The 6,139-nt window shown below is 64.3% G+C and carries 4 protein-coding genes; 1 reads left to right on the forward strand and 3 read right to left on the reverse strand.

The window, feature by feature from the left end; all coding sequences use genetic code 11:
• Window positions 1-13 precede the first annotated feature (13 nt).
• The 3 genes from QX135_RS32275 to murJ all read right to left on the reverse strand — a co-directional run bounded on the left by QX135_RS32275 (window position 14) and on the right by murJ (window position 4,583).
• On the reverse strand, window positions 14-463 hold the full coding sequence (locus QX135_RS32275; RefSeq protein WP_315738876.1) for a cytochrome c: 450 nt from the start codon (window positions 461-463) through the stop codon (window positions 14-16).
• Between the two features lie 130 nt (window positions 464-593).
• The gene (locus QX135_RS32280) at window positions 594-2,903 is read right to left on the reverse strand and encodes a xanthine dehydrogenase family protein molybdopterin-binding subunit (RefSeq protein ID WP_316182677.1); all 2,310 of its coding nucleotides are present in this window, start codon (window positions 2,901-2,903) and stop codon (window positions 594-596) included.
• A 150-nt stretch (window positions 2,904-3,053) separates the two neighbouring features.
• Window positions 3,054-4,583 carry a murein biosynthesis integral membrane protein MurJ gene (murJ, locus tag QX135_RS32285; protein ID WP_316182679.1) on the reverse strand — a complete coding sequence of 510 codons (1,530 nt, stop codon included), beginning with the start codon at window positions 4,581-4,583 and terminating at the stop codon, window positions 3,054-3,056.
• Window positions 4,584-5,212: 629 nt separating this feature from the next.
• On the opposite strand from murJ, the gene QX135_RS32290 reads away from it, so the two are divergent.
• Entirely contained in the window at window positions 5,213-5,620 is a 408-nt protein-coding gene (locus QX135_RS32290) for a hypothetical protein (protein ID WP_316182681.1), read from the forward strand.
• The last annotated feature ends 519 nt before the right edge of the window (window positions 5,621-6,139 follow it).

The raw sequence follows: 6,139 nt of genomic DNA on the forward strand, positions 1-6,139 counted from the left end.
AGATCACATCAGGTCAGCTGGCCTTGAGCCGGAAGGTCTCGTGGCAACCGCCGCACTCCTTGCCGATCGCCGGCGCGGTCGCCTTCAGGCTGTCGAGATCCTTGATCTTGGCCTTGGCCTCGGTGACCACCTTGGCGAAGCTGTCGATCTTGGTCTTGAAGCCGGCATGGTCTTCCCAGATCTTCGGCGACGGGCTGTAGTCGCCCTCGAACTTCGCGCCCTTGACGCTGGCGGGATACATCGTCGGCAGCTTCTTGGCCGTCTCGTCGAGCTGCGCCAGAGCGGCATTGACCGCGGCCTGGTCGTACGGCTTCTCGCCCTTCACCATGGCGATGAGAACACCGCCGAGGTTCTTGGCGTTGGCCTTCATCGTGTCCTGGCTATGCTTGACCAGATCCTGCTGTGCCATCACGGCGCCCGCCCCTAGCAGCAAAGCTGCGACAGCCACGACAGTCCGCTTCATCAATTCGCTCCTTTGTTGTCACAATCCCGTCCAGCCCACCTGAACGGGTCGCTCGGTTAGATCAACCCCTCAGCCCGCGGATTATTCCGGAATTGAGGCGGATATCGGAGAGGCTACGGAGGGAGAGTACTCAGAGACTATGACGGCGATGCTGCTCCCGGATCGCAATCCAGACGCGCTCCGGGGTCGCCGGCATGTCGATGTGATCGATCTTGTACTCGCGCCAGAGCGCTTCGACGATCGCATTGACCACAGCCGGGCAGGAGCCGATCGCGCCCGCCTCGCCCGCGCCCTTGACACCCATCGGATTGGTCTTGCAGGGCACGTTGTGGGTCTCGAAGGTAAAGGACGGCGCGTCGGCGGCGCGCGGCAGCGCGTAGTCCATGAAGCTGCCGGTGACGAGCTGAGCGTCGGAGTTGCTGTAGACCACCTGCTCCATCAGCGCCTGACCGATGCCCTGCACCGCACCGCCATGCACCTGGCCGGCCAGCAGCAGCGGATTCAGCGTCACGCCGAAATCGTCGACGATGACGTAGTTGACGATTTTGATGATCCCGGTCGCCGGATCGATCTCGACCTCGGCCACATGCGTGCCGTTCGGATAGGTGCCGTCGGCGCTGGCGAAGGTGGCACTGCCGTTCAGCTTGGCGGGATCTGTGCCCGGACGCTTGGCGAGATCGGCGAAGGAGATCGCACGGTCGGTGCCGGCGACGCGGATCACGCCGTCCGCGATCTCGAGATCGCCGAGGCCAGCCTCGAGCGCTTCGGCGGCGATCTGCTTGAGCTTGTCGCCGAGCTCATGGGTGGCGCGCTGCACGCTGACGCCGCCCGACGGGATCGAGGCCGAGCCGCCGGTGCCGAGGCCGGTCGCGATTTCGGCCGTGTCGCCCTGGTGGATGTGGACGCGCTCCGGCGGCAGGCCGAACTGCTCGGCGACGATCTGGGCATAGGCGGTCTGGTGGCCCTGCCCGCTCGACTGCGTGCCGATCAGGATGGTGACGTCACCATTGGGATCGAGCCGCACATTGGCGGTCTCCTCGCCCATGGTGCCGCAGACCTCGACATAGCTCGCGAGCCCGATGCCGCGGATCAGCCCGTGCTTCTTGGCGGCCTTGGCGCGCTTCGGAAACTCCTTCCACTGCGCGATCTCCATCGCGCGCTTGAGATGCGCGTTGAAGTCGCCGGAATCGTAGACCTTGCCGGTCGCGGTCTTGTAGGGCAGCGCGCGCGGCGGAATGAAGTTCTTGCGCCTGATCGCATCGACGCTCATGTCGAGCTTGCGTGCGCAGGCATCGACCAGACGCTCGATGACATAGGCCGCCTCGGGGCGGCCCGCGCCGCGATAGGCGTCGACCGGCACGGTATGGGTGAAGATCGTGCGCACCCGGCAGTGGAAGGCCTGGATGTCGTAGAGCCCCGGCAGCATGCCGGCGCCGCCATGCGGGATATAGGGCGCGAAGGTCGAGAGATAGGCGCCCATGTCGCCCATCAGGTCGACGTCCATCGCGAGGAACTTGCCGTCCTCGGCGAGCGCCATCTTCGCGGTGGTGACGTTGTCGCGGCCCTGCGCGTCGCCCATGAAATGCTCCGAGCGATCGGCGGCCCAGCGCACCGACTTGCGCAGCCGCTGCGCGGCGACCGCGAGCAGCGCATATTCCCGGTAGGGAAACAGCTTGGTGCCGAAGCCGCCGCCGACATCGGGGCAGATCACCCGCATCTTCTCGGTCGGGATCTTCAGGACGTTCTGGCACAGAATGTCGCGCAGGCGGTGGCTGCCCTGGCTGCCCGCCGTCAGCGTCAGATGGTCGCGCTTGGTGTCGTATTCGCAGACCGCGGCGCGCGTCTCCATGAAGCTCGCCACCACGCGCGGATTGACGATGCGGATCTCGGCAACCGCATGAGCCTTGGCGAACGCCGCCTCGGTCGCGGCCTTGTCGCCGATCGCAACGTCGAACAGAACGTTGCCCTTGTGCTCGGCCCACACCTGCGGCGCGTCCGGCTTGATCGCGTTCACGACGCCGGTCACGGCCGGCAGCGTCGTCCACTCGACCTTGATCGCCTCCAGCGCGTCGCGCGCGTGATCGAGCGTATCGGCGACGACGAAGGCGATGGCGTCGCCGACGTGGCGCACCTCGTCCTTGGCGAGGATCGGATAAGGCGGCGCGGTGAACGGATCGGTCTCGAGATTGAACAGGCAGGGCAGCCCACCGAGCTCCGCGGTGTCGGCGGCGGTCAGAATCAGCGCCACGCCCGGCAAGAGCCGCGCCTGGGTGACGTCGATGGTGAACTTGGCATGGGCCTGCGGCGAGCGCAGCACCAGGGCATGCAGGGCGGACGATGGCGCGAGATCGTCGGTGTAGCGGCCCTTGCCGCGAATCAGCGCGTCATCCTCTTTGCGGAGAACGCCTTGTCCGACACCGAACTTGATTGGAGCTGCCATCTGGTTTCACTTCCCGCTTGCATTGTCGCAACTATTGGACGGCATATTGCAGCGGAACGAGGACTCGCGCAAACGCCATATGGCCGGCGCCGCAACACGCGCGGTCAACTCTCGGCAGGCATGCCAGCAAGCGATGCTGCAGCGCAAACCTCAGCGCCGCACCAGCGCCTTGAGCCAGCGCGGGCCGAACAGAACGAGAATGGCGCCCGCATAAATGACGGCGCCGACGATGATCAGCAGACCGAGAACGGCTTCATCCTGCATGCGGCCGAGCGATGCGAGATGGGTCGATGCCACGAAGGCCGTCGCCCACAACGTTGCCGCGAGCACCACGCCAGTTCCAGCAAATTTCATCAGCGACATGGTGAGCCGCCGATCGAAACGCAGATAACCCTTGTGCACGGCGAAGCCGAGCACCAGCAGCAGGTTGATCCACGCGCCGACAGCCGTCGCCAGCGCAAGACCGACCTGCGCGAGCGAGCCCATCAGCAGCACCTTGAGCACGACGTTGGCGGTCAGCCCCGTGAGCGAAGCCTTCACCGGTGTGGCGGTGTCCTTGCGCGCGTAGAAGGTCGAGACCGCGCTGCGAATCATCACGAACGGAATGAGGCCGACGGCATAGGCGGCGAGCGTCGCCCCCGCCGCCGCCGCATCGCCCTTGGTGAAGGCGCCGCGCGCGAACATCGCGCGCGTGATGACGTCGGGCACGGCGAGGAACGCGGCGACGAACGGCACCGAGAACAGCAATGTGAACTCGAAGGCGCGGCGCTGCTGCTCCATGGCGCCCTCTTGGTCATTCGCCGTCAGCCGCCGCGACATTTCCGGCAGCAGCACGGTGCCGATGGCGATGCCGATCACGCCGATCGGCAGTTGGTTGAGGCGATCGGCGTAATACAGCGCCGAGATCGCGCCTGCGGGGAGGAACGTCGCGATGATGGTGTCGGCGAACATCGCGACCTGCGTGCCCATCGAGCCGAGCGTGGCGGGCCCCAGCGCCTTGAAGAAGGCGCGGATGTCGTCGTCGAGCTTGAGCGGCGCAAAGCGCGGCAGCCCGCCATGGCGGGCGAGATCGCCGGCGAGCAGGAAATATTGCAGGAAGCCGGAGATCAGCACGCCCCACGCCGCGGCATGGCCGGCGGTCGGGAAGAACACCACGAGCGCGAGCGTCGCCATCATCGCGATGTTGAGGAAGATCGAGGCAGCCGCAGCGCTGGCAAAGCGCTGCATCACGTTGAGCATGCCGCCATACAGCGTCACCAGCGTGATGAGCAGCAGATAGGGAAAGGTGATCCGCGTGAGCGTGATCGCCAGGTCCCGCTGCACCGGATCGTCGGTGAAGCCGGGCGCCAGGATCGTCATCGCCTGCGGCATGAACACCCAGGCCAGGATCAAGAGCACGATCTGCGAGGCCAGCAGCAGCGTGAAGATGCGGTCGGCAAACAGGCTCGCCGAGGTCGGCCCCTTCTCGCCATGGACATGCGCATAGGCCGGCACAAAGGCGGCGTTGAACGCGCCCTCGGCGAAGATCGCCCGGAAATGATTCGGCAGCCGAAACGCAATGAAAAACGCATCCGCCACGGGACCCGCGCCAAGGATCGCCGCCAGCATGATGTCGCGGGCAAAGCCGGTGAGGCGCGACAGCAGCGTATAGCCGCCGACCGTGAAAATGCGTCCGAGCATGGGGGGCTTCTAGAGCATTGGGCGGGGAGTTTGAAGCGGAACGTCCGTTCTTGCCGCGTGCGGCCAAAATGCGGCGCCCTGTCGCGGCCCGTTCCCGCTTGGAGCAATGGCTGCCAGGATTTCAGCGGGCGCCGGTGGAAACCTCCCCGCTCGCAGCAGGCTTTCGCATATGCCGCTCTTACATTTCGCGCCCGTCTGCTTCCACGTCGTCATGGCCGGGCTTGTCCCGGCCATCCACGTCGTGCAGCGTCCCCGGAACGACGTGGGCGCTTGCCGGGATTGCGGGAAAAGGTCGGATAGACGTGGCCCCCGATCAGTTGTGGCTGACAATGTCAAAGGTTGCATGATAGCGGATTTAGCCGCGCCAATCCGCCCTGCGCGCTGTGCGTTCCGACACTTGCACTTCATGCCAACGTCAGCCCGTAGGGCGGATTAGCGGAGCGCAATCCGCCGCGCCTAGTGCGGACAATCGATGATGGTGAGAGTCCATCCCGATCGAGTGTGTGGACGTGGCCACCCGACCAGTTCTGGCACGCAATATCAAATGTGGCGTGACGGCGGATTACGCTCCGCTAATCCGCCCTACGGGCTGGCTGGAATGCTCTCGACAATCCAAGTACGTTCGCTAAATGAAGACTCATCTCGAATTTGTCTCGACAGCCTTTCCGCCGGAGCCCGGCGAAGATGAACTGGTCAATCCGGGGCTGTATGGGAAGCGACTGGCGGAATTCTTGTCCGAGGAGTTGCCGCGTCACAGCTTCACGGTTTCGCGTATGACCCCAGAGGATTGGGGGTGGCGAATCGATCTCGAAAATTCGGAATTTCCAATGTGGCTCGGATGCGGCCACTACCAGGAGCATGAGAACGGGTTTCTGTGTTTCATTGAGCCTTCGCGTCCCTTCGTTCGACGACTGCTGAAAACGATTCCGACAACCGACACGGTCGACCGTCTGGCTGGAGCCCTGCAGATGATACTGGAGAGGAGCGGCAAGGTGCAGCAGATGCGTTGGTGGACTGAAGATGAGGCGCCTCGCTGACCGCACAACCTAAGACGGACCCGTCGTACCCGAGACTCCTGGCCAGCACGAAACACGAGAAGCCCGATATCAGCGGACTGACTCGTCGGGCAACTCGCTGAATGGCGCGATGGCGTCTATCTACCCACTTACTGATCTCCCGACCGCTTTATGGCGTCCGAACAGCCCGCCTCAAGACTCATTTCGCTAGCCGCTTGAAGCGCCTCCCTCCATCCAGTCCATTTCGGAAAAATAATTCTCTTTCTTTTTCTCCGAAATCATGATTGTATGCCTCCCGTCCCGTCTCGATCAGAGGGGCGCTTCGCGGTCGTCACGGACGTTGAGGCGGGATGCGGTGGGCGTGACGATGTTGCAGCATGGTTCTCCATGCCGACGAACGACATCGATGCGCACGGTCAAGTCGCGTGGTCCTGGCATCCCGATGCTGATGCCAAGTCGGTGCTGATGCGCAAAGGCGCAGTGCCGATGACGGTGGCCAAAAAGCCCGGAGCACCGGGGAGAACGCGAAGCAGCCGTTCC

Source organism: Bradyrhizobium sp. SZCCHNR1098 (genome assembly GCF_032489375.1).
Classification (GTDB): domain Bacteria; phylum Pseudomonadota; class Alphaproteobacteria; order Rhizobiales; family Xanthobacteraceae; genus Bradyrhizobium.

Coding starts and splice junctions, on each gene's coding strand:
- QX135_RS32290 (WP_316182681.1), top strand. CDS start 5,213: ATGAAGACTCATCTCGAATTTGTCTCGACAGCCTTTCCGCCGGAGCCC.
- murJ (WP_316182679.1), bottom strand. CDS start 4,583: ATGCTCGGACGCATTTTCACGGTCGGCGGCTATACGCTGCTGTCGCGC.
- QX135_RS32280 (WP_316182677.1), bottom strand. CDS start 2,903: ATGGCAGCTCCAATCAAGTTCGGTGTCGGACAAGGCGTTCTCCGCAAA.
- QX135_RS32275 (WP_315738876.1), bottom strand. CDS start 463: ATGAAGCGGACTGTCGTGGCTGTCGCAGCTTTGCTGCTAGGGGCGGGC.